The following is a 25,693-nucleotide window of genomic DNA, read 5'->3' as shown; positions in this document are numbered from 1 at the left end:
CTACCTCATTTAAAAATATGACGTGGTATCGAACAAAAAAACGGTGATGAAAGTTTCAGCAATTTTTTTCTAGCCAATGTTCTTCTACTCAATAGCCCGCAGCATCTACATCATAGATAAAATTTTAGAACGCATTGACCTTTTATTTCAAAAATCACCTTAAAAATGGCGTTATCGTAAAGTAGAGCAATATGTTCGGTATTGGCAAAAGTTAAGTGATCTTGTTCTGAATCTTGCTTTATTTGCTGTTAAAGCTCAGAAAAGCTTAATCCGTCTGTTGTTTCTCTGTTGCAGAAGGTGCTGCATCAAAACTGACAATCACTTTTAAACCTTGCGGTTGGTTAGCCTGAAATTGAAGTAGGTAGCCATATTGCTCTAATAATACTTTGACTAGAGTTAGACCTAAGCCATAGCCTTGTTTATGCGCAGATTTACGCCAAAAACGCTGAGTCAGAATGGTAAAATCATCTTCATTCAGGCTTTTGCCTTGGTCTGCAATGATCAATTGCAGGTCTTGCATATAAATTTGAATGTTTGGCGCATCCTCTGCATGCAAATAAGCATTTTGAATCAAGTTTTTCAGTACCATGTGCAACGCAGGCGCTGGAATATTAATGTGTTGTGCTACCAAACTCGCCCAATCAATCTGTAATTTCGCTGATAAATTGGGATATTCCACAGTCAGTTCCGACAAGACTGTTTCTAATACGCTACGCATATCTGCATGGCTATGTGCCGCTTGAATACCTGCTTCAGTTTGACTGAGCAATAACAGTTGTTCCAAAAGTTGTTGATAACGTTGGATGCTGCGTTCTGCGTGTTTTAAATTGTCGATGACTTTGGCTGTATCTTGGGCAGATGCGGTTTGATTCAACATCAATTGGCTCAGTTGCACATGCGTTTTAATAGCCGTTAACGGCGTGCGCAGTTCATGCGCAGCAAATGCACTAAAGTTTTTTTCGTGTTCCAGACTTTTATGTAGGCGTTCAATCAGCATCAATAAGTTATCGACAAAAGGCTGAATTTCTTTAGGAATTTTTTGTGATCTCAGTTCAATTAAATAACGAGAAGCTTCATCTAAAGATTGTTTTTTCTGAATTAAGTGGCGGGTGATGTGATCGAGCGGTAAAAACTCCAGACGGATAATCCACAAAATTAGCAAAATACAAATAATCAAAGTAAGCAGTAAAGGAATCAGTACCGACTGTAAAATTTGTTTAAGTAGGTTTTGCCGTAACTGAATTTTTTCAGCCACCACCACCTGAACTTCACCTTCACGCAGTACATAACTACGCCATTGCAGTCCATTTTCTGTCCATGTGCTGAAACCGACTTGTTGGTTTTTTAAATTTTTCGGTGCGCCTTGAGTGCGTGCAATCACATGCTGTGGTAATGAAACATCGGCACGGAAAATAGAGACTTCACAAGCAATTAAACTATGTAGCAAGGCATTTTCTGATTCGGCATGCAAACTTTCTGTGAGTTGTTCTAGGGGCAGTTGCTGAATCAGGCGGGCGACCATACGGGCTGAGGTCGAAAGTCGTTCATCCAGCGTATTTTGTAAGCGTTGTTCCAAGTCATGGTAGAGCCATGCAAAGACAATCACCCACAGCAAAATAAATGCACAGCTGATGGTCGATACCAAACGCCATTTCAGACTGTAGTTTTTCATGTCAGCAGCTCAGGTTTAAAGATGTAGCCGACACCACGCACCGTTTGAATAAAATCGGGGTGGATTTTATGCCGTAAATGGTAGATATGCACATTTAAGGCATTGCTTTCGATACTATCTTGAAAGCCATACACTTTATCTATCAGTTCTTCATTTTTTAAGATTTGGTTCGGATGCCGTAAAAAGGTTTCCAATAGGCTATATTCACGGCGTGAAAGCTGAATGTTTTGTGAATGCCAACTGACTTCTTGTGTATCGAGGTTCATGTGTAACTGACCACTTTGCAGTTGGTTCGATGAATAACCACGATGACGGCGGCTTAATGCATATACACGGGCAATCAGTTCATTTAATTCAAAAGGTTTAGTTAGGTAGTCATCTGCTCCTAAGTTGAGCGCCTGTACGCAGTCTTGAGTATGATTCCGCGCGGTTAATACCAATACTGGAATATGAATGGCATCTTTACGCCAGTTTTCGAGTAACTGTAAACCATCTTGGTCAGGCAGACCTAAATCGAGCAGGCACAGATCTACCGCACTATGACGTATGAAGTAATCGGCATCGCGCGCGTTATTCACGTGTTCGACTGAAATACTTAAAAATTCGAGTGCTGCCACAATACTTTGGGCAATATAAGGATCATCTTCCACCAAAACGACGAACATATTTGCTCCTATACCACAGTCAGCCCAATATATGACACATCTCGATCACGCCACAAATTTAGATTAGGCACCTACAATGCTCAAGTTTACAAAGAAAAATCTTTATTAATGTTCTCTTAATCTACACTTACCGATAATACAGTCAGTTTTTTAATTTTTAGTATAAATACATGATTTTTATTCGCGTCATTGCTTATTTTGTGTTGAGTCTGTGTGCGGTGTGGGTCAATGCTGCCAATGAATTTTTAGCGTCCGATCAAGCTTTTAAGTTTCAGGCGACGTCATTGTCTGAACAAACGGTTGAACTGAAATGGGATGTCGCACCGCATTACTATTTATATCACGATCAATTCAAAGTCAGTCAGGCTCAAAAGCCGCTTGCTTTTAAATTGCCTGCAGGGCAGGAAAAAGATGATCCGACTTTCGGGCTGACACGTGTGCATTATGGGCAAGTGACAACACAGATTCAGGTGAAGCCTAATCAGCAATATCAAATTACTTGGCAAGGCTGCGCTGAAGATGGTTTGTGTTATCCCGTACAGCGTAAAACGATTCAAACCGATGCCGATGGTTTATTGCCACAGCATAATTTAAGTGCGGGCAAAGGTAATTTACTTCAGCAACTCAATCAGAATAATCAGGCTGCTTTAAACACTAACTTAAATGATGCAGATAAGCATCAAGCCAATGGTTCTAGTACACAAAAACAAGTTACGACAACTGCAAATACTGTAACGACAAAAGAACTCAAACTTGAACAGCAAACGCTAGAAAACAAAGCACAGCTTGCTGAAAATGCGGTTGCTGTAACACAAGCTGATCCTAAACTTACCCCTGAATCAGTAGAAAACGTTGATTTAGCAAATTCCTTAGAGATTGAAAATACAGATACGGCGTTGACAGACAATACATTCGCTGCATCAGCCAATTCAAGCAATACGGAAACAGCTAGTAGTACAAGTCTGAATCAGCAATGGAACAATGATCAATTTTTCCTGAATTTATTGTCTGGGCAAGGGTTGTTACTGAATGCGTTTATCTTTTTAGGTTTTGGGGTATTACTGGCTTTTTTACCGTGTTCATTGCCGCTGATTCCAATTCTTTCTGGCATTTTGGTGCAGCGCAATACAGGCTATAAAGCGGCAGCAATTGCGATCACCTTTATCGTCAGTATGGCGCTAGTCTATGGCTTGATGGGCGTTGTTGCGTCACACATTGGTTATAGCGTACAGCGTTGGTTCCAAAATCCCGTAGTGATTGCAGTTTTTGCTATGTTGTTTGTGCTCTTTGCTTTAAACCTGTTTGGACTGTATCAGTTGTCATTACCACAAGCAGTGTTACAGCGTTTAGATCGTATTCAGCAATATCAAAAAGGCGGTACTTTATTGGGTGCGGGCGTTATGGGGGTGATTTCTGCACTGATTGTCGGGCCATGTATGAGTGCGCCTTTAGCGGGAGCATTGCTGTACGTCTCACATTTGGATCAAGCAGCATTGGGTGGTTTATATTTGTTCCTGCTCGGTTTAGGTATGGGAATTCCTTTACTTATTGCCAGCGTGTTTGGCGCGAAATATTTGCCAAAGCCAGGTTTGTGGATGGAACGGCTAAAATTTAGCTTTGGTTTTATCATGTTGGCAATGGCTTTGTATTTTGCTCGTCCGCTATTTTCTGTGACTTGGTACTATGTTGCTTTTGCTGTGGTGTTATTTGCCTTCGCTGCATATTTAATTGCAATTTTGCGCCACGTGTTACATCGTCCACAGCGTTTTTCGTTATTGGCTTTGGCGGCAGTAATCGCCAGTAGTGGAATTTGGCATGTCAATCAGAGTATTGCCAGTGTCAATGCGCAGGTACAAGCAGACCAATTACAGCCATGGATCAAAGTACGCACAGAACAAGAGTTGAATGCAGCTTTGGCCGCACATGCTCATCAAAAGATTGTGATTGATGTCTATGCCGATTGGTGTGTGGCGTGTCAGCCGATTGAGCGTGATGTGATTCCTCGTACCGATGTGCAAGATGCTTTAAAGCATGTGGTGCGGATTAAACTCGACTTAACCGAACAGCATCCTTCACAAGATGCCTTATTGAAAAAATGGCAGATTTTAGGGCCGCCAACGTTGTTATTTTTGGCAGATCCACAACGGGAACAACGTGAATTGCGTCTAACAGGTGCTTATAACGCAGCGCAATTGATTCAAAATATTCATCAACTGCAAGAGGCTGCGCCATGATTCAATCCGCAGTCTTGCAGTTAGGCATGTTGATGATTCCATGGCCATTGGTGTTTTTATTGCTAGGACTGATTGTCGTCTTTGCAATGGGTAAATTTTTTCAGCGTCGTTATACATGGAATGCACAGACTTGGACAGGTTATCAGGATGCATTATGGAATGCGCTGTGGATTGGTGCTTTAGTTGGGCGGGCAGTTTTTGTGTTGCAGCATTATGAGCTGTACTTTGCCAACCCGATTGATATTTTAAAAATTCAGGACAAAGGCTTTCATCTGATTGCCGCAGTTATGGCAGGTGTGGCGTGGTTTGTCTGGAAAAATCGCGCTATTCAACGTGTTGTTCTGGCATGGGCAGTTGCGCTCTTTATTACAGTACAAGTTGTAGGTTGGAGTCTTATCCAACCTTTGCAGACGCAGCATGCCTATCCCAATCTAGTATTGCACAACCTAGCGCAACAACCTCAAGATTTAGCTCAATTTTCAGGGCAGCCCACGGTGATTAATCTCTGGGCGACTTGGTGTCCAGTTTGTCATCGTGAAATGCCTGTTATGCAACAAGCACAGCAAGATTTCCCTGAGGTCAATTTTGTATTTGCCAATCAAGGCGAATTTGCAGCAGAGATTCAAGCCTATTTACAGAAACATCGATTTCAGTTTGAACACGTGTTATTAGACCCTGCAGCTCGTTTAGGACAACACTTCAATATGTTCGGTTTGCCAAGTACTTTGTTTTTTAATGCACAAGGAGAATTGGTCGATCATCACATGGGTGAATTGACCAAGCCGATGCTGCAGCATTATCTGAAAAAAATACAAGCGAATCCATAAACGCGCTCTTAACGATTTGAAAGAAAACCCGCCGTGAAGCCAAAATTAAGGACAATCAATATGACATCAAACATCAAAAATAACATGCTGAAACTGGCGATAGGTATGAGTCTTGCCAGTAGTGTGAGTATGCTGCAAGCACAGGACAACCTCAAACAGCACATTGAAAAAGAAGGTTTTAAGTTTGTGCAACAAATTCAAGCACCTGCACAAATGACAGGTTGGGCAGGGCATATTGAACAAAGTCCTGCGACAGTGTTTATTTCCAATGATCAGAAATACTATATTGTAGGCACTTTGTTTGATGCACAAGGCAATAATTTAACCGTCGATGCTTTAGACCGTTATGTGAAAAAGTCGGTACTTGAAGATGTGTGGCAAAGTCTGGAACACGCTACTTGGATTCAGGATGGGCAAACCAGTGCTGAAAAAATTGTCTACGTGTTTTCAGACCCGAATTGTCCGTATTGCCATACCTTTTGGAAGCAGGCACGTCCGTGGGTAGAATCTGGCAAAGTTCAGTTAAGACATATTATTGTGGCGGTGATCCGACCTGAAAGCAAAGGGCAGGCCGCGACTTTATTAATGGCGAAAAACCCACAGCAGACCTTTAATGCGTTCCATCGTCAATACGGACAAAAAAAGCTGATCGAGCAAAAAACTGTGCCTGTACATGTAGAAAAAACCTTAGAACAGAATCAGGCACTGATGGATAAATACGAGTTCTTTGCCACACCTGTTGTGCTTTGGAAAAATAAACAGGGCGAATTACAGTCGGTACAAGGAATGCCAAAATCTATGAAAGATGTGTTTGAGTGATTTTAAAAATTTCCGAGCAAATATCTAACTGAATATTCAAATCTAAAGCGCAAAAAAGCTTGCTCTAATTGCATTGGAGCAAGCTTTTTGATGTAAAAGATTCAGTCTTTTATTTCTGAATACGAATCGCAAATTGAATGACGTGGGATTTGCCCTGATGCAGTTTGCCTTCTGAGCGTTCTACATCGCCCACAAAGAAATGAATCAGATGATCGTGTTTAAAATGGCTTAAAAACTCGATAGGATCGTACAGCATTTCTACTGCACGTGGGCCGCCCGTTTTATATTCTAGCTGACGAGTAGAATACAGCTCACCAACAAATAAACCGCCGTTGACCAAAGTTTCGCGCACGCCATTCAATACTTTTTGCTGTGTTTCAGGGTTAAAGTGACCAAATACGCAAATCACGTTGTCATATTGATTGGCTTGCCAATCCACCTGACTTAAATCTTGCTTTCGTGTATTTAGGCTTAAACCACGTTGCTGTGCATAGCCTTGAGCCTTATCTAAAGCAACTTGCGAGTAGTCCCATAAATCTGCTTCAAATGCTTGCTCATTGGCTTGTGCCACAGCTGCCAAATATAACAAGTTACGACCTTCACCTTCGGCCAAGCCCAAAGTTTTGCCGTGAATAGACAGTTTTTGCGTAATGTCCTGAATGAACGCATTGGCTTGTTCACCATAAATATGGTCATGTTGGCTGTAGCGTTCATCCCATTCATTATGGATATTTAACATAGTTTCGACTCGGTAAATAATTTGATGCTGTTATTCGGCTGTAGATGGAGAAAACTCTTTAAATGCTGCCACGGCGTTTGCGGCATACATGAGTGATGGGCCACCGCCCATATAAACAGCAATACCTAAAATTTCATTCAATTCTTCAAAAGTCATGCCCATTTTGACCAAAGTTCTGACGTGAAAACCGATACAACCATCACAGCGTTGTGCCACACCAATTGCAAGCGCAATAAACTCTTTGGTTTTGGCATCAATTACGCCGTCTTTCATCGCAACTTGTGATAGGGCATTAAAGCTTTTAAGTAAATCGGGAGATTGTTCTTTAATGGATTTGATATTAGACGAAATTTCAGCAGTGAGTTCGGTATATTTCATGTTGTTTCACCATCAAGCAGATTAGAACCTAAAGACAATATAGCATATATTTAAATATATTATGTTTATATATATTAATTAGCAGCTTTGCTTAAATTCAGTAAATCTGTATTTATAGCATTATCAATTCACCTAAATCACTTTATAATGTTGTCGCATATTCTGGAGTCGCTGTTATACCGTTGCGATGACTTCAAACCTCATTTTTAAGTCTTATTCTCCCTCTTGATTCGGCTTATAAATCAATATTTTAGAATTTTGTGTCTGAGTAGGCACATACAATAGGTGCCTGCATGGAAATTAAAGTCAATTATTTAGACAACTTGCGTCTTGAAGCTAAATTTGACGATTTTACCGTCATTGCCGATCAGCCCATCCGTTATAAAGGCGATGGTTCTGCGCCAGGCCCATTTGACTATTTCCTTGCGTCATCTGCATTGTGTGCTGCGTATTTCGTGAAGGTTTATTGCCAATCACGAGATATTCCAACCGATAATATCCGTTTATCTCAAAACAATATTGTCGATCCTGAAAACCGCTATAAGCAGATTTTTAAAATTCAGGTGGAATTGCCTGCAGATATTTCTGAAAAAGACCGTCAGGGGATTTTACGTTCTATTGACCGTTGTACCGTAAAGAAAGTCGTGCAAACAGGCCCTGAGTTTGTGATTGAGCAAGTTGAAAGTATTGATGCCGATGCACAAGCTTTGCTGATGCCGAACTTGACTTCATCTCAAGCGACTTTTATTGCTGGTAAAGATTTACCGCTTGAAGAAACTATTGCCAATATGTCGGGTATTTTGGCAGGTTTGGGCATGAAAATTGAGATTGCCTCATGGCGTAATATCGTACCCAATGTCTGGTCATTGCATATTCGTGATGCGCAATCGCCAATGTGTTTTACCAATGGTAAAGGCGCAACTAAAGAAAGTGCATTAGCATCTGCTTTGGGTGAATTCATCGAGCGTTTGAACTGTAACTTCTTCTATAACGATCAGTTCTGGGGCGAAGAGATTGCCAATGCCGAGTTTGTGCATTATCCAAATGAAAAATGGTTTAAACCTGGCCCAAATGGTGAATTGCCTAAAGAAATTTTAGATGAGTATTGCCTAGAAATTTATGATCCTGAAGATGAGTTGCTGGGCACACATCTATATGACACCAACTCGGGTAATACTGAGCGTGGTATTTGTTCATTGCCATTTGTGCGTCAATCCGATGGTGAAACGGTATATTTCCCATCAAATTTAATTGAAAACTTATATTTAAGTAACGGGATGAGTGCAGGCAACACGCTGGCAGAAGCGCAAGTACAGTGTTTATCTGAAATTTTTGAACGTGCAGTGAAGCGTGAAATTATTCAGGAAGAAATGAGTCTGCCTGATGTACCGCAAGAAATTTTGGCAAAATATCCAAGCATTGTGGCAGGTATTCAGGCTTTAGAAGAACAAGGTTTTCCAGTATTGGTGAAAGATGCGTCTTTAGGCGGTCAATTCCCTGTCATGTGTGTGACCTTAATGAACCCACGTACAGGCGGTGTCTTTGCTTCATTTGGTGCACATCCAAACTTTAAAGTCGCTTTAGAGCGAAGCTTAACCGAGTTATTGCAAGGGCGTAGTTTTGAAGGTTTAAATGATTTACCACAGCCGACCTTTAGCACGAATGCGGTAACTGAGCCGAATAACTATGTTGAACACTTTATTGATTCAAGTGGTGTGGTGTCTTGGCGTTTCTTTAGTGCGCAGGCAGACCATGAATTTGTAGAGTGGGATTTCACCAACAATGGTCAATACAGTAATGTCGAAGAAGCTGAGGCTTTATTTGCGATTTTGGAAGAAATGGGCAAAGAATCTTATATGGCGATTTATGAACATTTAGGTGCGATTGCTTGCCGAATTTTAGTCCCTGATTATTCAGAAGTGTATTTGGTGGAAGACCTGATTTGGGATAATACCAATAAAGCTTTGCTGTACCGTGAAGACATTTTAAATCTGCACCGTTTGGATGATGCACAACTTGAAGCTTTAGTTGAGCGTTTGGAAGAATGTGAGCTAGATGACTATACTGAAATCAAAACCTTAATTGGCATTGAATTTGATGACAATACCGTTTGGGGACAGCTCACTATCCTTGAATTAAAATTGTTGATTTATTTGGCATTAGAACAGTTTGAAGAAGCTAAAGATTTAGTCGAAGCATTCTTACAATACAACACCAATACCGTAGAACGTGGCTTGTTCTATCAATGTATGAATGTCGTGCTTGAAGTTATTTTAGATGATGAAATGGATATTGCCGATTATGCTGTCAATTTCCGCCGTATGTTTGGCAATGAACGTATGGATGCAGTCATGGGTTCTGTTGAAGGCACAGTACGTTTCTATGGTCTAACCGAAACCAATATGCAGCTTGAAGGTTTAGATCGTCATTTACGTTTAATCGACAGCTACAAAAAACTGCATAAAGCACGTGCCAAGTTTGTTGGGCTGAATAAAGACTAATCTTGCAGAAGTAGAACGCTGTTCTGATTTGAATCACCGTCCAAGAAAAAGACTCGGCTTTAAAAGTCCGAGTCAGGTATTATGGCAACAACATGGTGTTGCATTTCAAATGCTATCTAAGATTTGCTGTTGCTATAGGAAAGGCAAAATAATAACCCTCGTTGTTGAGGGCTATTTCATTTAAGCGAGATGGTCACGAACAAATTGAGGATCTAAAATAAACAATTTAATCAGTGATTGAGCTGCTCCTGAAGGTCTTCTAACACCTTGCTCCCAAGATTCCAATGTACGTTTAGAGATACCTAAAATTTTAGCAAATTGATCTTGAGTGAGTTCAGACTTTCTTCGTGCTAAAGCAACATCTGTTTCATTGATCACAGTTTTTCTTGCTGCGTTATTAGCAAGCATTTGTTTAACGCCTTCTAATAATTCAACATTTAAGTCTCGTTTTGCTTCTCGAGCTTCCAATTCTTTGTCACTTAATAAACGACTCATTTCAGTAACTCCGCTAATTGTCTAAGTGTCTTTTTCTCAAGTTGGGTAATTGTGTCTTTACTATATAAGGTCAATAACCAAATTTCGCCATTTGCTAAACGGTTGTAATAAATTACACGAACACCACCTTGTTTACCTTTACTCTTTCCACCCCATCGAATTTTACGAACGCCGCCAGTACCAGGTTCTACATCTCCTGCTGTAGGGTTCTCGGCAATGAAAATTTTAAAGTCATTGTATTGTTCTTCAGTCCAATAGTAGGGATATTCATTGGTAAAAAAGTAGTCTCACAGATGGTATACATCAAACACCTTTATACTACTTTGTAGTGTTTAATTGTATACTACTTTGTAGTACTTTTAAGCATTAAATTAGGTCTCATATTGTGAGCTTTTTTAGCCCAATCAAATCACTGCTAATCACCAAGCGCCAATAAACCTTCCCAGCTAAAATAATTCGGGCTTAAATGGCTGCGCTGCATCGCCCAAGTTCGATCTTGCAATTTACATGCTCCAATGGCGAGTTTTTGCACACCAAATTTATTTTTCACGGTATCCAACACTTGCTGTAATTGTTCCTGTTTTTCAATGGCGTCAGTATCTGTAAGCAGGTCGTGAATATAGCTTTGTTTGGGTTCAAGTCCCGTTAAAATCACACCACATTTTTTAAAGGCAATCCCTTCCTGAAATAGCGTTGTCACATGCTTCATCATGGCTTTGTTCATGAGCAAAGCAGAATCTGTTGGCTCATTGAAAGCAATAGTGACCGATTGATTGTAAAAAACTTGGCGCGGATCAAAACGGTTAGATTGCGCAAAAATGATCATACAACCACATAAACTTTTTTCAGCTCTGAGCCTTTGCACAGCAGATTGTAAATAATCGCTCAAAGCTTCTGAAAGCGCATGAATATCTGTTACACGCTGCCCAAAAGAACGTGAGCTGATGATTTGCTGCTTACTTACGGTATTGTGCTCCAGTTCAATACATGCTGTACCTGTGAGTTCAAGAATGGTTTTTTTCATCAAAATAGAAAATTGGCGCTCCATTTGGTCTGGATTGCTTGTTGCTAGATCAAATACAGAACGGATACCCAATGATTGTAATTTTTTAGCGTTTTTGCGTCCCACACCCCAGACTTCAGCGGCATCAATGTGTTGAAACAAGGCTTCTTTGCTGCATAAATCCATATCCAGTAAATTACATACGCTGTTGAAATAGCGGTTTCGCTTAGCAAGATGATTGGCTAGTTTGGCTTCAGTTTTACTTTGACCAATACCAACACAAACAGGAAGAGCCAGCCATTTCCACAAGGTTGTTTTAATTTCCTGTGCAAGTGCGTTTAAATCGCGCTGAGAATATGAACTCAACTCAATAAAAGTTTCATCAATCGAATAAATTTCAACATCTTTGGCACTGACAAATTCTTGAATAATATTATTAAAACGTCTGGACATTTCTGCATAGAGCGCATAATTACTTGAAAAGACCGCAACATCATGTTGTTGAATTAATTCTTGAACTTGGTAAAAGGGCACAGCCATTTTAATGCCAAGTCGTTTGGCTTCTTCGGAACGTGACACCACGCAGCCATCGTTATTGGAAAGCACCACCACAGGACGATGATTCAGGTGTGGTTGAAACAACCGCTCACAGCTCACATAACAATTATTAATGTCAATGAGCGCAAAAACTTGCTCTAAAGCTTTCATGACTATTTTACTTATTCGGCTTTTTTATGCATTATTGTGGTGTTTAAACCATCAGGTTTTTCAAATTCCACGTGACCACAGCAAACACTTCAAAAGTTTGCCCATCTTTCAGGTAAATGCTGTCGTAGTCGGGGCTTTCTGCCTTGAGCCAAGCTTCGGGCAAAGTGGCAGGGTCGTAGTCTTCACCAAAATGTTCAGCCAATTCACTTTTGGACATTTTGGCTGTAATCATCAAGCGTTTAATAGTCAGGTCTTTTTGGTCGATTAATGCAACCACAATGCTGCGGTGTTTGGCTTCTTTACTGCGATCTACCAGTACAATATCGCCGTATTCAAGCCCTGCATTCACCATAGAGGTAGTGCGTACCACATTTAAAAAGGTCGCATTTTCATTAGGAATAAGATATTCATTCAGATCAATATTTTTATCAATATAGTCTTGAGCAGGCGAAGGAAAACCTGCAGGAATGGATTCTATTGTTACGGGAAGATGCAGCGTTTTTCTTTTAGCAAGCGCTTGAAAATCATGCTGATTCAGCAATTCAATTTGTTCAAGCAGGGCATTCAGGCTAGGGCTGGGTTTACCATCGCTGCCCATGATTTTTTGTAATGACGCCCAAGCAGCGTCAGAGAAGTAAATAGGTAACTTCTTAGACATGAGATTACTCCTACGCAACGAGGCGTGTTTGAAGTGAAATTTGATGTGTTGATAGCATAGCTGAAAACATGATTAAGATTCAATCTACGTGGATAATTGATTGCTAGATATAGATCACACTCTACGATTGCATAGCTATACAAACACAAGCCTTTCCGTTAGGATTTTTCTATCGCAGCAGCATATTTAGAGATTGGCATGCATATTGTTGAAGACATTTATTTAACGAAAGAAGAAGTTGAATCTTTACTGTTGGGATTAATCAATTCACAACTTGAACCTGAGTTTTTAATGCAGGATTTCATTAAACATCAGGTCTGGTCTTTGGCTGAATATTTTAAGCAAAATACTGAACATGAAATTGATTTTGCGCAAATCAGTTGCCCGATTAAAGTCAAAGCGGAATATCAAAATCATCGTTTAAAACGTCATTTTCTGGTTGAGTTTCATCTGACCACCACACCTTTTTTTAATTATGAGCCAGAAGAAAATAGCGTGGCTTACTCCTACATGATGAAAGATTTTTATCTGACCGATATTATTTTTTATGATGCCTATACGGGTGAAAATTTGCAGGCTTGGATGCAAAAAAGATTCGTGATTTTGCAGGGTGAACGTGAAATAGAAGTGAATTCATTGTCATGGTATGCAGATTACAATTTGCCGCAAGTTACACAAAATATGGTGTCTTTTGTGAGTGAAGCTGCTTATGACACAGGTTTAGATCAGATTGTAGATGAAGTGAATTTGCGTTTACGACAAGCCAAGACCGTTAATTAAATAGCTATCATCTATCTAAAAAATGATTATTTGAAATGGATGGCAGGGAATATACGATTACACAATGCTGATCAGGTTAAGGAATATCGAAAATGACCACAATCACACATGATTTAGGTCATGGCATGGGGAATGACTGGGAATATAAAGATTGGGCACATCTGACTGTCTCAGAATTACACAACCTGCAACCGTATTACCCATGCTTGCAAGGGGGTATTCAAATTCTGTGGTGCAGTCCGCGCCCATTTTCATCAGCCGCAGTGATTGAAGTCACGCAGGATGCAGTCAGTACAGATAAAATAGGAAGTCGCTCGTATTTCATTAAACGCAGTCATCGTTCATTTCGTAATGCGCAAGATATTTTGCAAGAGCATGCTTTTTTGCGACATTTAGCCAGTAAAAACATTCCTGTTGCGACATTAATTGCCTCGAATTGCGGACTGACCGCTTTAGAAATGGGCGACTGGACTTATGAAGTCTACGAAAAAGCAGCAGGTTTTGACTTATATGTCGATCAGCAATCTTGGACGCCGTTTTTCTATACAGAACATGCTGCAAAAGTGGGAAGTTTGCTTGCCAAATTGCATGTCGCCATGCAGGATTTTCCTGAGTTACATGGCAGATCGGCGCGTTATTTGGTATCGAATCAGCAGCTTTTAGAAAGTGAAAATATTGTAACGGCTATTCAGCAACGTATTCAAAATAGCCCTGAATTGAGCCGTTATTTTGCCGATAAAAACTTAGACGCCGTTTTTTTAGAGCGTGTATCTCAGACGCATCATAAAATTAAGCATATATTGCAGCAGACCACTAAAATTTGGACGCATAATGATTTGCATGCTTCCAATCTGTTTTGGTCTGCGCAAAGTGCCGATGCCAATATTACAGCGGTAATTGATTTTGGTTTATCAGATCGAAATTCAGCGCTTTATGACCTTGCGGTCACGATTGAGCGTAACTTTATAGATTGGCTGGCTTTAGAACATACGTCACAAATTAATGTTGATGAAGCGGGTTTAAGCGCGTTTTTACAAGCGTATTGTGCAGAAATACACCCACAACAAGACTTTAGTATTTTGCCAGAACTGCTAAAAATTGTGCATTTGGATTTCGCATTTTCAGAACTTGAATATTTTGTCGGGATTACCCAAAACCTGAAACATGCCGATGCTGCTTATTATGATTGGATTGTTGGACATGTAAATTGGTTTTTTACAGAGCAAGGACAGCAATTTACCCAGACTTTTACTCGATTCCTTCAACGCGAATTGTCATAATCTGCACAGCTAAATGCCTCAAGCATCACTACTTTTTTAATGCAAGATTTTATATGTACAATTGTAAATTCAAACAGAATATATTCACTGCGCCTTTAAAAATCTTCATTCTGTCATCGCTGTGTTGGGTACCTTGGGTTGATGCAGAAAATGGTATTCAACAACTCGATACGATTATGTCACTAAGCGACCTAAAGATATTCAGGCGCTGCGCTTTTCTGCAGATGAACATGGACAATTTGCAGTAGCAGGGGACGTTGGGGGATTTTTGGGAGAAGATCACCAATTTGGCTATCGCATTAATTTAGTCAATGAACAGATTGATTCTTATGTAGATCATGTAGATGGCGAGCGTTATTTGGCGGCATTGGCATTGGATTGGAAAGCCACAGCACAATCCAAATTTGAGTTTGATCTTGAAGCGCAGCGATCAGAACAAAAATCTGTTCCGGGTTATCAATTACTTGATGGCAAAGTGCCACAAAATGTGAAATGGGAGCGTTTACTAGGTTACCAAAGCTGGGGCAAGCCCGTCACAATTGATAGTCTAAATACCAGTTTAAAATACAACTATGCTTTCAATGATGACTGGAATTTAGGATTGGTGGCATCACACAGTAAATCTAAGGTGGATGATTATTCGGTATTTCCTTTTGGTTATTACCGAGATGGATGTGAGGCAGCATATTCGTGCAATACATTTAGTGCACAGGTGATAAAAACCCGCTATACGGATTTAGATAAATTTTTACCACAATTTGCTGTGAGTTATAGCCCATCAGAATCAACAACTCTGTATGCTTCTTATGCAAAAGGGCTGTCAGATGGAAAAACTGCGCCTTGGTTTGTAGAAAATAGTGCAGAAACCTTAGCACCAATCCATTCTGAACAATATGAAATTGGTTTAAAACAGCAGATTCATAACTTTTTATTAACCGCAGCTATTTTTGATTTACGTCAAGATAATCAATACTCTAAGCCGATCTTAGATAAACGTTATTTTGTTCAAGAAGGTGAGCAACGTAGCCTTGGTTTAGAATTAGGGCTGAATGGAGAATTAACAGATCATCTGGCATTAAGCTCATCTTTAGCATTGACCAAAGCTCGTTTAGATGAGGTTGAAGCGGTTGAATATGGCAATCATCAAGCGCAAAACGTGCCTAAAGTTCGTTTTGCAACACATCTTACTTATCAAGTACCCAATATTGAAGGTTTACGAGTGCTTGCAGGCGGTCAGTATAGTTCAAGCAAATATGCCAATAAGCAAGGCACTGCAAAAGTGAGCGGTTATAGTGTCTTTGATTTAGGCGCTGCATATCAATTTAAGTTGAATACAACCGATGCACAGTTACGTTTCAACATCAATAATTTATTGAATAAGAAATACTGGCGTGATGCAGGTGAATTTTATGGTGATGATTATTTATTCTTAGGTGCGCCACGTACAGCGACTTTATCTTTAAATCTGAATTTTTAGATTTGGTATAAAAGAAGAATAGCTTTTGACTAAAAGATAGCTAAAACCCTAATTTTTAGGGGATAATTCTTGGGATCGATATCATGATACAACTCATACAGTTTAATTTAGATCATTTAGACAAGACTTTATCTGATCAACAACATATTGAATATAATCAAATTATTGACTATGAAATAGTCAGGGAAAGTATTTGTAGCTTGATATTTAAATTAAGCAGACAGATGAAATTAGCTGATCCTGAACAACAAGACGTACTTCAAAAAAATATAAATAAACTCATCTACATAAGAGATTATTTACAAATTCACGATAGAGCATCCATTCAAAAAATTATGGCTGAGATCAAGTCTTATCAATAATGATATTGATGTCATAGCCACGCAGATTTGCGTAAGCTTGCTTGCACGCAAATCGAGTAGTGTTCTGATTTCGGCATAACTTATATTATGTTATTTAGGATACACTTGACGGCAAGATCGTTTATGATCGAAACTGTCAGGTGCAGCACCAACGATCAAAATGAGTTGCGGTAACGCAACTAAATCGGGTGCTGTCTTTAGATATCTTATTTAACATAATATAGATTATACGCAATTGAATTGTAACTCCAAAATAGAAATGTCCGGTTTCTCCAAAGTAAAAATGTCCGCTTTTAGAATACGCACTTTTGCGATTTTCTTAGCGGACGGTTTGTTATGTTGGTATCTATGTCGGATAAAGAACTTAAAAGATTGTCGGTCTTGCAGGAAATCTGTGATCAACGCATAACCCAGTCCCAGGCTGCTCAGTTATTACATATCTCAGAACGTCAGATCAGACGCTTATTGCAAAAATATAAAGCTCAAGGTCCTGCTGCATTAGCACATGCTGCTCGTGGTTTCGGTCCCACTTTAGCACATGAAAAGCTGACTACCATTCATGGATTTGATATTTCGGTAGAAACCCTGCGTTCTTGGATGATTGCAGCCAATTTATGGATTCCTCGTCATAAACGTCTGAAACGCCCGTATCAGCCTCGTTATAATCGAGACTGTTATGGTGAATTGGTCCAAATCGATGGCTCACATCATGACTGGTTTGAAGGACGAGCACCTAAGTGCTGTTTGCTGGTATTTATCGATGATGCAACTGGTAAATTGCAGCATTTACGCTTCTGTGAATCAGAATCAGCCTTTGACTATATGATTTCAACACGCCTGTATGTCGAACAGCATGGTAAACCTTTAGCATTTTACAGTGATAAGCACTCAGTTTTTAGAGTCAATCAAAGCAGCAAGAAAGACACCAAGATTACGCAATTTGGACGCGTACTCAGTAGTCTCACTATTGATATTATCTTTGCCAACTCACCACAGGCCAAAGGACGTGTGGAACGCGCCAACAGAACTCTGCAGGATCGCCTGATCAAGGAAATGCGTTTGGAAGGCATCTGCTCAATTACCGAGGCCAATGCTTGGCTGCCCTGCTTCATTGAGCAGTTCAATCAGAAGTTTGCCAAGTGTGCGAGAAACTCGAAGAACTTGCATCGACCTTTAACGGAATCTGATGCTGAGCTAGAGGATATTTTTACCTGGCAGGAACCGCGTAAGGTCACGAAGAATCTGACTATCACGTATGACAAGTGTATTTATATGCTTGAGCCAACACCACTGAACCACAAACTTGTTGGGCAATACATAACATTTTTAGAGTATCCAGATGGTACTGTGGCCATCATGCACGAAGGACGGAAGATCAACTACAGTATTTTCAATAAACTGGCTAGACTGCAGCAGAATGAAGTAGTTAAGAATAAAAGATTAGGTGCGGTTCTGGCCCATATCCAGCAACAACATGAAGAGTTGGAAAAACAAAATAAAAGTTCCCGTGCCAAGAAAAGTATGCCGAGTCGTAAAGCTCAGAAAGTTGTTATTGAACAAAGAAATTTAAATCCTGTTCTTGACTCTTGCAGTTAAAAACAGGCCATTTTAAATGGTTTATCGCATAGACATTTTAATTGGTGAATAACATGAATATATTAAGCAATTGATATATATGGGTTTATTTTGAGTGTTCGGTGTCTCAATTTATCTTATCATTCACAAAAAGATAAAAAGCTACTCAATCTTTCAATCAAGTAGCTTCAAAAATACGCCGTACAATCTGTTAAAGTTTTTTCCAAGTCATCGTGCTAATCGCATTCGCGCTCTTGGCTTTGCCATATACTTTCATTTGATTATTCGCCGCATTTAATTGAGCATCAATTTTATAGACATAACCATCTTTCGGGTTAATCCATTGTCCTTGCGAAAATTGTTTTGGATTTGAATTTGCTACCAAGCCTTCTAATGCCTGCATGCCTTTTATGGGCTGATTCTTTAAGTTGCCTTGGCATTTACTGCATACCTCTAATTGAATTGTGCCTACCGATAACAAATTTCGAGTAATTACAGCACTATATTCCGAAGTTTTAGAGTTCTTACGAATCACAATTTCTGCAACATAATGCCCTTTATGATCATCAATGACTTTCCATGTACCAATCAATGGATCAAATGGCATGGCTTGAGCAGGAAAAATAAATCCCAAATATAGTGCAATTGCACCTAAAAAATTACGCATCATAAAAATATCAACTTAAAACCAATTTACAGCACGGTTGAGCTAAAAATGGGCGTGATTATAGCAATCAATGTTGAATTTAAATTAATTTTTTCATTAAAATTAAATGTTTATATGCTATTGGTTCGATGAAATATCATTAAAAATGTGAACCAATACGCGTTTTGTGGATGGATAATTTTTGATGTGTTGCAGCTTTATGTATAAAAGTGAATCTATAACGTGATTTTGTATGCAAATTAATCATCTATATTTCTATTTTCAACATTTGCTGTGTTATGGCGTAAACTAGACCTACAAGCTGTATCACTATAAGTTAAGAAATATTCACAGGAATGCTCTTAACTTTATCCTAAGTTTTTGTTTTTACTGTCTTAAATTTATCTATCTTTAAATTTAGGTTTAGTCATCAAGGTAACATCGTATGCTCAAGTGGTTCGAGAAACTTATAGATCCTTATCCAAATAAAGGTTTGACCGAACCCTTGCCAACCACGTTTTTTGCCTTTGTTTGGCAAGCAGCTTCAGGTGTACGTCCATATTTATTGTTATTGGTTTTATGTACTGCAGGCGCTGCCAGCTTTGAAGCTTTGCTATATGCAAAAATTGGCGATTTAGTCACATGGCTTAGTCAAAGTCAGCCAGATACTTTCCTTGCGCAACATCAGCAGAACCTTACTTTGCTGTTTTGTATTTTATTGGCCAATATCTTTTTTGCCAGTGCGCAGTCAATTGTGAAGCATCAAATGTTATACAGTGGTTTTCCAATGCGTTTGCGTTGGCGTTTCCACAATTTAATGTTGCAACAAAGTCTGGATTTTTTCCATAATGATTTTGCAGGAAGACTCTCTGCCAAAGTCATGCAAACCGCCTTAGCAGTACGTGAGTTTTGGGTCATTTTGGGCGATATGCTTGCCTATGTATTCATTTACTTTATTACGATTAGCCTAGTATTGGGCGCAATTTCTCCAATGCTCATTTTGCCGTTATTGCTATGGTTGGCTTTATTTATTCTTGCAGCAGCTTATTTTATTCCGCGTTTGAGCAAAGTATCTAATGAACAAGCCGATGCACGTGCAGTGATGACAGGACGTGTGACCGATGCTTATACCAATATCCAAACCGTAAAATTGTTTGCGCATGCAGGCCGTGAAAGCCAATACGCCAAAGCATCTATGCAAGAATTTATGGTGACGGTTTATAAACAAATGCGTTTGGGCGCTCAATATGAAATCAGCATCAATTTACTGAGCGTGGTGTTGTATGTAGGCGTTTTAGGTACTGCAATTTGGCTGTGGTTAAATGGTCGTGCAGAATTGGGGATTATTGCAGCCACCACAGCCATGATTCTTAAACTCAACAGTATTGCCGAGTTTATGATGTGGCAGACCTCTGCCCTGTTTGAAAATGTCGGCACCATTCAAGATGGTATGAAAACTCTTGGACGTCCAATTGCGATTCAAGACAAAGTCAATGCGAAGCCATTACAAGTTGCTCAAGGCGAAATTCAGTTTAAAGATGTCAGTTTTGCCTATAATAGTAAAAACGTGATTGACCAGTTTAATCTGCATATTCGTGCAGGCGAAAAAATTGGTATTGTGGGACGTTCGGGTGCAGGTAAATCGACCCTCATTCAATTGCTTTTACATTTTTATCAGCTCAAACACGGCTCAATTATGATTGATGGGCAAAATATTGAAGATGTAACCCAAGACAGTTTGCGTAAAAATATTGCACTTGTCACTCAAGATACTTCGCTATTACACCGTACTGTGGCTGAAAATATTAAATATGGTCGTCCTGACGCGACTGATGCAGAAATGTTTGAAGCTGTACGCAAAGCCAAAGCCGAAGAATTTATTCCACAATTGACCGATTTACGTGGCAAAAAAGGCTATGAAGCCTACGTGGGCGAACGGGGTGTTAAACTTTCAGGTGGACAACGTCAACGTATTGCCATTGCCCGTGTTTTCTTAAAAGATGCACCTATTTTAATTTTAGATGAAGCCACCAGTGCGCTCGACTCTGAGGTTGAAGCGGCAATTCAATCGAGCCTCGATGAACTCATGCAAGGTAAAACTGTAATCGCGATTGCACACAGACTATCTACCATTGCACAAATGGATCGTTTAATTGTGCTCGATCAAGGACGTATTGCAGAACAAGGTACGCATGATGAACTGGTGGCTATGAACGGAATTTATGCACAACTTTGGCAGCGTCAAACAGGTGGTTTTTTAATTGAACAAGATAAAATCGTAAAACCATCGACTGATAAAAATTAGCATCTCCAGCAACTTTGCTGTAACTCAGGCTTTGATGAAATGCAGATTTATCGCATATAGTCAAAGCCTGTTTTGTCTAACAATTTCCATAGAATTTCTTTAATTTTCATGCCAAGATGCAATATGTCATCTACGTTCTTATGTCGCCGTTTGGCAAACTAAGATATGCATAGATGACAGTCGCTAAGGCAAATTAAAATAAAATTAGCAAATGCAATGGAACATGCATGAAAACAATATCAGCACGTCAGGAACAAGGTGTTCCAGGGGTTTATGGCTTATTGGTTTTGGATGTTGTATCCCGTTGGGGTTATAACGCAGATACCTTATTTGCACCATTTCAACTCAATAGCGAAATGTTGGCAGACCCAGAATGTCGTATTCCTACACCTATTGCCAATGAGTTGGTTAAACATGCTTTAAAACTTACAGGCGAATCGACGCTCGGTTATCATCTTGGTACGCAAATGCGCATTTCCATTCATGGCTTTATTGGCTATGCGATTATGACTGCGCATGAAATTAGTGATGCGTTGATTTTAGCCAATCGTTTTATTCAACTGCGTATGCCCTTTTTACAATTGTTTTTCTCAACTTTTGGTGAAAAAGCCAGTCTGCAATTGCAGTGTGATATTCACATGGAACCTTTACGCACAGAAATTGCCATCGCTTTAATTATTGGCATGATTACCATGAGTAAAGCCATGACAGGTACCGAACACTTTACAGGTGAAGTCGATTTTGACTTTCCTAAACCTGCAGGTTTTGATCAGTATTTTTCGAAATTTCCTTATCATCAATTCCGTTTTGATCAGCCGTATTTAGGTTTAAGTTTTGATAAGCAATATCTGGGCTTAAAAATGATTAATGCCGATCCTATTGCCAGTCAAATTGCGATTAATCAATGTGAAGCTGAGCTTTCAGCTTTAGGTGAACGTCGCCGAATTTCTATGCGGGTGCGTGATATTTTAACTCATGCAGAACAGCATTATTTAAGCATTGAAAATGTTGCCGACTATCTACACATGTCCGACCGCACACTCAAACGTCAACTGGCTGCAGAAGGTACTTCATTTTCAAACTTGGTCGATGAAGTCCGTTATCGACATGCGACTTCCCTGCTTTCCCGTACCGACTACACGCTAGAACAAATTGCCGATGAATTGGGTTATAGCGATGTGGCTAATTTTAGTCGTGCTTTTAAACGCTGGAGTGGACGCAGTCCGAGCAATTGGCGTAAAGATCCGTATTTATAAACTTTTGTTTTTGGCAAAAAGCATGTATAAAACATGGCAAAAAGATTCGATACAATTTAAGGAGTTATCAAATGAATCACCCTGCTGAATTAAAATATGCAAGAACACATGAATGGGTGCGTATTGAAGGTGATTTGATCGTCACAGGTATTTCAGACCATGCACAAGATGCTTTAGGCGATTTGGTCTATGTAGAAGCACCTGAAGTTGGTCAAAAAGTAATTGCGGGTGAACAAGCAGGTGTGGTTGAGTCTGTTAAAACAGCTTCAGATATTCACGCCCCTGTTTCAGGCGAAGTAGTTGAAGTGAATAGCAATTTAGAAGATGACCCTGATTTTGTGAATGATGAACCGTATGGCAAAGGCTGGATTTATAAAATCAAACCAGACAATATGGCAGATGTAGAACAGCTTTTATCAAGTGCAGACTATGAATCTGGCTTATAAGCCTTAAATTTGCAGCGTTTAATCGCTCAAATTCAAAGAAATCAGCTTCGGCTGATTTTTTTTGTATTGCAACTTTAGAAAATAAACCTAATTATCTTTATTTGATAAAATAATTAAAATAATTGCATTAAAATCTAATTTTAAGTTTAATTTTATTGAATAGCTGTACTTTTCACATAAATGGGTTTATTATTTTTTGCATGATCTCGCGGTGTGATGATTTCCAATAACAAAGCATCTGTATAACAAAGTACACATTACACGCTGCTCCACTCACCATATAGGTTTAAATTATGTCTGCTATAAATGCTGAACATTTATGGAATAAGTCGTTTATTCTCTGCTTATTCAATAACTTGTTCTTATTCATATTTTATTTTGCGCAAACGACAGTTTTGCCTATTTATATTGTGAATGAGTTGGGTGGTAGCTTGTCACAGGCAGGTTTAGCCATGACTTTGTTTATGTTATCTGCAATCGCGATTCGCCCATTTAGCGGTTTGATTATTGAAAAATTTGGTGTAAAGAAAACCTTATATGTTTCTGAAATCATGTTTTGTCTGTGTAGCGTGGCATACATTTTTGTAGATAGTTTACTGTTTCTACTCGTACTGCGTTTTTTACATGGGATTTGGTTCAGCATTGTCACCACAGTTACCGTCCCTATTGCCAATAACTTTATTCCAGACAGTCGCAAAGGTGAAGGTATGGGCTATTTTTTGGTGTCAGTAAATTTAGGGATTGTATTGGGACCTTTAATTGGTTTAAGTCTGATTCAAAGTGTTTCTTATGCCAGTATTTCTACCTTACTATCCGTCAGTGTTTGGGTAGGTTTCGCCTTCTGTTTAATGATTCCAATTGCGACCCAAAAAGTAAAAACTGAAACAACACCTAAACGTAAATTAGGGCTTCAAGATTTTGTAGAGAAAAAAGCAATTCCTGTATCACTCATGGTGATGATGGTTTCTTTCGCGTATGCCAGTATTATGTCATTTATTTCCACCTTTGCAGAATCACGCAATATGCTGTCTTATGCGAGTTTATTCTTCGTGATATTTGCAGTTTCGATGATGATTTTGCGCCCAATTACAGGCAAAATTTATGATCGTAAAGGGGCGAGTTATGTGATTTATCCTGCAATTATATTATTTGCTTTAGGATTAATTGTCTTGAGTCAGGTACACAGTGTATTCGGTTTTATGTTGGCTGCTGCATTAATTGGTGTAGGGTTCGGGTCTGCCCAACCTTGCCTGCAAACCATTTCAATTCAACGCTCCCCTAAAGATCGTATTGGTCATGCCACATCTACGTATTTTTGTTGTTACGATATTGGTATCGCCTTAGGCGCGTTAATTCTAGGTTGGATTATTGCGGGTTATGACTATACCGCAGCGTATTTGCTCTGTGCTGTTGTGACCTTAATCAGTTTAATTTTCTATAAATTTGTTGTGGCTAAACAACCTAATGCAGATATTCAGGCTTAGTTTTTAATAGCAGCAAAAGAATTGTTATTTTAAAAACTAATCTAAGAAGAGTTGATTTTTAAATACTCTCCCACCCAAAAAACCTGAAATTTCAGGTTTTTTGGGTTTCTGGAGTTTTATTTTTTATGCAGTTTTAGCCAAAACCTGACGATTTAAGCTTTCAGCGACCTCAATAAGCAGTTGTTCAGTCTTATCCCAACCCAAGCAGCCATCGGTAACAGATTGACCATAAGTCATCTCGCAAGAAATCTTTTGATTTCCATCCACCAAATGACTTTCTAACATGATGCCACGGACTTGCGTCTGTTCACGTTCTGCCACAATGGTACGCAAGACTTGCGGTTGTTGTTGTGGGTCTTTATGGCTGTTACCGTGACTACAGTCAATAATCAATGCAGGCAACTGCCCTTTGGCTTTGTGCTGAATTTTCTCAATTTCTGCCAATTGATAATTTGGCCCTGAATTTGCGCCACGTAAAATTAAATGCGCGTGTGGATTACCTTGTGATGACAAAATAGCAGGTAAACCCGACTGGCTCATTCCCATGAATTGATGTGGATGACTTGCCGATTGAATTGCATCTAATGCAATTTGAATTGAGCCATCAGTTCCGTTTTTGAAACCAATGCTATACGGCATGGCGCTAGAAATTTCACGGTGAATTTGTGATTCACTGGTACGTGCGCCAATTGCACCCCAAGCCAGTACATCATCAAAATATCCCGTTGCCATTGGGCTTAAAATTTCAGAAGCAATTGGTAAACCCATTTCTATAATTTGTAGATACAGTTCACGTGATTTTTCTAAGCCTAATTGCATGTTTGCAGAGCCATCTAAGTCTGGGTCATACAAAAAGCCTTTCCAGCCTACCGTAGTACGTGGCTTTTCGATATAGGCGCGCATCACCAAGAAAATTTGATCTGAAACTTGGCTTTGTAATTGTTTTAATTTTTCTGCGTATTCGAGTGCTGCTTGCGGATCATGAATTGAACAAGGTCCTGTAATGACCAATAAGCGAGGGTCTGTGCCCGCTAAAATGTTCTGAATAATCTGTCGATGTTGTGCGATTTGTTGTTTTAGCGCAGATGAAAGTGGGAGTTGCGCTTTGAGTTGATGCGGTAAACTTAAACTAATTTCAGTATTGTTGGTCTGTTGTTGTAAAGCAGTATTTAAAGCATTCATTGGTCTGTTCCTTTGGACTGTTTCTCTTTTTTACAGTCCGATCATTTATTTCAGCGTTATGGGTCTAATGGATTGCAAGGTTTGAGTCATAGATTGACTAAAGTAAAACCAATAAAAGTTGCTAAAGTATGAATAATTAACGTTGTACATGATTAAATCTCCGAAAAACCTATAAAATTCAAAACACCAGACATAAAAAAA

Annotated in this window: 21 protein-coding genes and 1 pseudogene; 13 read left to right on the top strand and 9 right to left on the bottom strand. The window is 39.3% G+C overall.

Translation table 11 applies throughout. The features are described from left to right. Nucleotides 1-265: 265 nt before the first annotated feature. Together FTT74_RS10145 and FTT74_RS10140 are read right to left on the bottom strand one after the other, a co-directional pair. On the bottom strand, nucleotides 266-1,672 hold the full coding sequence (locus FTT74_RS10145) for an ATP-binding protein (RefSeq protein WP_104851943.1): 1,407 nt from the start codon (nucleotides 1,670-1,672) through the stop codon (nucleotides 266-268). Continuing rightward, nucleotides 1,669-2,337, bottom strand: a complete 669-nt coding sequence (locus tag FTT74_RS10140) for a response regulator transcription factor (protein WP_104851944.1) — start codon at nucleotides 2,335-2,337, stop codon at nucleotides 1,669-1,671. Before FTT74_RS10140 ends, FTT74_RS10145 begins: the two co-directional genes overlap by 4 nt. A 170-nt stretch (nucleotides 2,338-2,507) precedes the next feature. On the opposite strand from FTT74_RS10140, the gene dsbD reads away from it, so the two are divergent. The 3 genes from dsbD to dsbG are packed head-to-tail and all read left to right on the top strand — an operon-like array spanning nucleotide 2,508 to nucleotide 6,217. Further along, nucleotides 2,508-4,571, top strand: coding sequence for a protein-disulfide reductase DsbD (gene dsbD / locus FTT74_RS10135; protein ID WP_131261988.1), 2,064 nt, complete (start codon nucleotides 2,508-2,510; stop codon nucleotides 4,569-4,571). After that, a complete protein-coding gene (locus tag FTT74_RS10130; RefSeq protein WP_104851946.1) occupies nucleotides 4,568-5,398 on the top strand; it encodes a TlpA disulfide reductase family protein in 831 nt (276 codons plus the stop codon). Before dsbD ends, FTT74_RS10130 begins: the two co-directional genes overlap by 4 nt. 60 nt (nucleotides 5,399-5,458) lie before the next feature. Beyond that, nucleotides 5,459-6,217, top strand: a complete 759-nt coding sequence (gene dsbG / locus FTT74_RS10125; protein WP_004973828.1) for a thiol:disulfide interchange protein DsbG — start codon at nucleotides 5,459-5,461, stop codon at nucleotides 6,215-6,217. Between the two features lie 109 nt (nucleotides 6,218-6,326). Here the strand turns inward: dsbG and FTT74_RS10120 are convergent, their stop codons facing one another. Then, the gene (locus FTT74_RS10120; RefSeq protein ID WP_154320754.1) at nucleotides 6,327-6,956 is read right to left on the bottom strand and encodes a class I SAM-dependent methyltransferase; all 630 of its coding nucleotides are present in this window, start codon (nucleotides 6,954-6,956) and stop codon (nucleotides 6,327-6,329) included. Between the two features lie 30 nt (nucleotides 6,957-6,986). Next, nucleotides 6,987-7,334: a carboxymuconolactone decarboxylase family protein gene (locus tag FTT74_RS10115; protein ID WP_004973824.1), complete on the bottom strand. Its 348-nt coding sequence runs from the start codon at nucleotides 7,332-7,334 to the stop codon at nucleotides 6,987-6,989. 293 nt (nucleotides 7,335-7,627) lie between these two features. Here FTT74_RS10115 and FTT74_RS10110 point away from each other — a divergent pair, with 293 nt between their 5' ends. Further along, the gene (locus FTT74_RS10110) at nucleotides 7,628-9,835 is read left to right on the top strand and encodes an OsmC domain/YcaO domain-containing protein (RefSeq protein ID WP_179988966.1); all 2,208 of its coding nucleotides are present in this window, start codon (nucleotides 7,628-7,630) and stop codon (nucleotides 9,833-9,835) included. Nucleotides 9,836-10,015: 180 nt separating this feature from the next. Here the strand turns inward: FTT74_RS10110 and FTT74_RS10105 are convergent, their stop codons facing one another. The 3 genes from FTT74_RS10105 to FTT74_RS10095 all read right to left on the bottom strand — a co-directional run bounded on the left by FTT74_RS10105 (nucleotide 10,016) and on the right by FTT74_RS10095 (nucleotide 12,699). After that, nucleotides 10,016-10,330, bottom strand: a complete 315-nt coding sequence (locus FTT74_RS10105) for a DNA-binding transcriptional regulator (RefSeq protein ID WP_004973819.1) — start codon at nucleotides 10,328-10,330, stop codon at nucleotides 10,016-10,018. A 415-nt stretch (nucleotides 10,331-10,745) separates the two neighbouring features. Beyond that, complete coding sequence (locus FTT74_RS10100; RefSeq protein WP_179988967.1) at nucleotides 10,746-12,041, bottom strand: Y-family DNA polymerase; 1,296 nt, start codon at nucleotides 12,039-12,041, stop codon at nucleotides 10,746-10,748. A gap of 43 nt (nucleotides 12,042-12,084) precedes the next feature. Next, nucleotides 12,085-12,699, bottom strand: a complete 615-nt coding sequence (locus tag FTT74_RS10095; protein WP_179988968.1) for a LexA family transcriptional regulator — start codon at nucleotides 12,697-12,699, stop codon at nucleotides 12,085-12,087. Nucleotides 12,700-12,897: 198 nt separating this feature from the next. Here FTT74_RS10095 and FTT74_RS10090 point away from each other — a divergent pair, with 198 nt between their 5' ends. The 5 genes and pseudogenes from FTT74_RS10090 to FTT74_RS10070 all read left to right on the top strand — a co-directional run bounded on the left by FTT74_RS10090 (nucleotide 12,898) and on the right by FTT74_RS10070 (nucleotide 18,194). Further along, nucleotides 12,898-13,479, top strand: coding sequence for a hypothetical protein (locus FTT74_RS10090; protein WP_004973810.1), 582 nt, complete (start codon nucleotides 12,898-12,900; stop codon nucleotides 13,477-13,479). Nucleotides 13,480-13,571: 92 nt separating this feature from the next. Further along, complete coding sequence (locus tag FTT74_RS10085; RefSeq protein ID WP_104851950.1) at nucleotides 13,572-14,759, top strand: phosphotransferase enzyme family protein; 1,188 nt, start codon at nucleotides 13,572-13,574, stop codon at nucleotides 14,757-14,759. Nucleotides 14,760-14,997: 238 nt separating this feature from the next. Continuing rightward, nucleotides 14,998-16,236 (top strand): annotated as a pseudogene (locus tag FTT74_RS10080) (TonB-dependent receptor); the annotation flags it as partial. Nucleotides 16,237-16,319: 83 nt separating this feature from the next. Beyond that, nucleotides 16,320-16,598, top strand: a complete 279-nt coding sequence (locus FTT74_RS10075) for a hypothetical protein (RefSeq protein ID WP_218944518.1) — start codon at nucleotides 16,320-16,322, stop codon at nucleotides 16,596-16,598. Between the two features lie 348 nt (nucleotides 16,599-16,946). Then, nucleotides 16,947-18,194 carry an ISNCY family transposase gene (locus FTT74_RS10070; protein WP_179988969.1) on the top strand — a complete coding sequence of 416 codons (1,248 nt, stop codon included), beginning with the start codon at nucleotides 16,947-16,949 and terminating at the stop codon, nucleotides 18,192-18,194. A gap of 190 nt (nucleotides 18,195-18,384) precedes the next feature. Here FTT74_RS10070 and FTT74_RS10065 read toward each other — a convergent pair whose 3' ends face one another. Further along, nucleotides 18,385-18,843, bottom strand: coding sequence for a DUF2147 domain-containing protein (locus FTT74_RS10065; protein WP_136143933.1), 459 nt, complete (start codon nucleotides 18,841-18,843; stop codon nucleotides 18,385-18,387). Between the two features lie 421 nt (nucleotides 18,844-19,264). Here FTT74_RS10065 and FTT74_RS10060 point away from each other — a divergent pair, with 421 nt between their 5' ends. The 4 genes from FTT74_RS10060 (at nucleotide 19,265) to FTT74_RS10045 (ending at nucleotide 24,310) form a co-directional block, all read left to right on the top strand. Beyond that, entirely contained in the window at nucleotides 19,265-21,124 is a 1,860-nt protein-coding gene (locus tag FTT74_RS10060; RefSeq protein ID WP_179988970.1) for an ABC transporter ATP-binding protein, read from the top strand. A gap of 227 nt (nucleotides 21,125-21,351) precedes the next feature. Further along, a complete protein-coding gene (locus FTT74_RS10055; protein WP_004973729.1) occupies nucleotides 21,352-22,380 on the top strand; it encodes an AraC family transcriptional regulator in 1,029 nt (342 codons plus the stop codon). Nucleotides 22,381-22,451: 71 nt separating this feature from the next. Further along, on the top strand, nucleotides 22,452-22,826 hold the full coding sequence (gcvH, locus tag FTT74_RS10050) for a glycine cleavage system protein GcvH (RefSeq protein WP_104851960.1): 375 nt from the start codon (nucleotides 22,452-22,454) through the stop codon (nucleotides 22,824-22,826). A 293-nt stretch (nucleotides 22,827-23,119) separates the two neighbouring features. Continuing rightward, a complete protein-coding gene (locus tag FTT74_RS10045) occupies nucleotides 23,120-24,310 on the top strand; it encodes an MFS transporter (protein WP_179988971.1) in 1,191 nt (396 codons plus the stop codon). Nucleotides 24,311-24,433: 123 nt separating this feature from the next. Here FTT74_RS10045 and FTT74_RS10040 read toward each other — a convergent pair whose 3' ends face one another. Further along, complete coding sequence (locus FTT74_RS10040) at nucleotides 24,434-25,492, bottom strand: 3-deoxy-7-phosphoheptulonate synthase (RefSeq protein ID WP_104851962.1); 1,059 nt, start codon at nucleotides 25,490-25,492, stop codon at nucleotides 24,434-24,436. Nucleotides 25,493-25,693 lie beyond the last annotated feature (201 nt).

The sequence above is a fragment of the Acinetobacter sp. YH01007 genome (genome assembly GCF_013420425.1).
Taxonomy (GTDB): domain Bacteria; phylum Pseudomonadota; class Gammaproteobacteria; order Pseudomonadales; family Moraxellaceae; genus Acinetobacter; species Acinetobacter towneri.
Note: the sequence above shows the minus strand (reverse complement) of the source record. Positions and strands in the feature narration are given on the sequence as shown.